The organism is Corynebacterium sp. HMSC069E04, from assembly GCF_001813175.1.
GTDB classification, from domain to species: Bacteria; Actinomycetota; Actinomycetes; order Mycobacteriales; family Mycobacteriaceae; genus Corynebacterium; species Corynebacterium aurimucosum.
On sequence record NZ_KV811663.1, the window covers coordinates 1 to 1,898 of the forward strand.

Annotated in this window: 4 protein-coding genes; all 4 read left to right on the plus strand. The window is 62.3% G+C overall.

Features of this window, described 5'->3' with window-relative positions; translation table 11 throughout:
* Positions 1–188 precede the first annotated feature (188 nt).
* Entirely contained in the window at positions 189–734 is a 546-nt protein-coding gene (locus HMPREF2896_RS04500) for a TetR/AcrR family transcriptional regulator (RefSeq protein WP_034666346.1), read from the plus strand.
* A complete protein-coding gene (locus tag HMPREF2896_RS04505; RefSeq protein ID WP_048733039.1) occupies positions 731–1,090 on the plus strand; it encodes a DMT family transporter in 360 nt (119 codons plus the stop codon). The genes HMPREF2896_RS04500 and HMPREF2896_RS04505 overlap by 4 nt, the downstream gene beginning before the upstream one ends.
* On the plus strand, positions 1,087–1,416 hold the full coding sequence (locus HMPREF2896_RS04510) for a DMT family transporter (RefSeq protein WP_003849969.1): 330 nt from the start codon (positions 1,087–1,089) through the stop codon (positions 1,414–1,416). Before HMPREF2896_RS04505 ends, HMPREF2896_RS04510 begins: the two co-directional genes overlap by 4 nt.
* A gap of 99 nt (positions 1,417–1,515) precedes the next feature.
* The gene (locus HMPREF2896_RS04515) at positions 1,516–1,830 is read left to right on the plus strand and encodes an NIPSNAP family protein (protein WP_174232238.1); all 315 of its coding nucleotides are present in this window, start codon (positions 1,516–1,518) and stop codon (positions 1,828–1,830) included.
* Positions 1,831–1,898 lie beyond the last annotated feature (68 nt).

The following is a 1,898-nucleotide window of genomic DNA, read 5'->3' on the forward strand; positions in this document are numbered from 1 at the left end:
CACACTCACCACTTTCTGTAAACATAAGGCTTAGACCCCGCTAGACACGTGTAAAACAATGCTAGGAACGGCCCTATTTTACAGGAAACATTCTGCCGCACACCGGCGTAACAATAGGGTGTACCCCAGGTGCCCCTACCAGCGGCCGCAGTTGAAGGCTTCACCTACCAAATGGTAAAGTTAGCTATATGCGAACCAGTCAGCGCTCCGAGATCCTGGAAGCTGCCCTCCGCGTCATGAACGCAGCGGAGGGTGGCGACATTACCCTTGACGCAGTGGCCCACGAGGCCGGGCTCACCAAACCGGGATTGCTATATCACTTCCGCAACCGCGACGTACTGCTCGCCGCGATCGTCGACCACGCTGCGGCCAACGTCGAGAACGACATGACTGCCACCCTTGGCAAGCCCCTCGAGAACGCCAACGCCACCGAGCGGCTCCTGAGCTACGTTCACGTCGCCGCCCACGGGGCCGCCAAGCGCGCCGAGTTCATCATCTGGGGCCAAGCGACGTATCGGCCCGAACTCACCGAACCGTGGACTACGCGGATGGGCCGCTGGCTCGAACTCCCGGACGATCTCGACGCCGCCACCCGAGCCAGGCTGACCACCGCCCGACTCGCCGCCGACGGACTCTGGGGCGCCCAGGCCACAGGTGTGTCCACCCTCCACGGCGCGGATCTCGAAGCCGTCGTCTCCAGCATTCGCTCCCTGATCGAAGGAACAACCCCATGAAGCAGTGGTTCCTGCTCGCTGGCGCCATCACTACCGAAGTGGCGGCGACGCTGTCTCTCAAGGCGGCGCTCAATCACCCATCCTGGTACATCGTGGTTGCTGCCGGATACATCGGCACTTTCGTCTTCCTCACCTTCTGCCTGCGCGAAGGAATGCAGATCGGCGTCGCCTATGGCATCTGGGGAGCCAGCGGGGTCGTGCTCGCCGCCGTGCTATCCGCCGCGATTTTCGGTGAACCTCTGACCGCTGTGATGGGTCTTGGAATGGTTGCGATCATCAGCGGTGTCCTCACCGTCGAACTCGGCTCCCAGAAAGCTCAGCAAACCGCAGCCCAGGAAGCAGGAGTCAACTCATGAGATGGATCTTCCTCGCAGGCGCCATCTTGTCCGAAGTCGTCGCGACCATGTCGCTACGAGCCTCCGACGGTGGCCGGGTGAAGAAATGGTTCATCGGCGTCATCGCGGGGTATCTCGTGGCGTTCGTCGCCTTAAGTCTCGCCTTGGCCGACGGCATGGCCCTTGGCGTCGCCTACGGCATCTGGGCAGCATCCGGCGTAGCTCTCACCGCGATCCTCGCCCGGGTCATCTTCCACGAACCCCTCACCCGAACCATGGCCCTCGGCATCCTCCTCATCGCCGTCGGAGTTCTCACCGTTGAACTCGGCGCCAACTTGGCGAACTGACGCATTTCCGCAGGTAAACCAGGCAGATTGGTGTGCTGCACCACGAGGCGCACAGACAAAGGCTCCCCAATGAGCGCCTGTGGGCCTAGCGTTGTGGATGTGATCACCTGTGTCGTCCACTACACCATCGACCCCGACCAGATCGCAGCCTTTGAACAGTTCGCCCGCGCTTGGATGCGGCATGTCGACGAACACGGCGGCACCCACCACGGGTACTACCTACCCGCGGAAGGTGTGAGTGACCGTGCGGAATCCCTGTTCAGCTTCCCCAGCCTGGCTGCCTACGAGCAGTACCGCACCTTGTTCGGCACCCACTCGGACTTCATCGCCGCTGACCGGATTCGAGACGAGTCCGAGTGCGTCCTGCGGTACGAGCGCACCTTCATGCGGCCGCTCCTACCCCAGGGACACTGAAAGGGACTCCGGCAGCACGCTCGGCACAACCCACAACGCCGCAGGTCAGCGCGTACAGATGGGTGTAC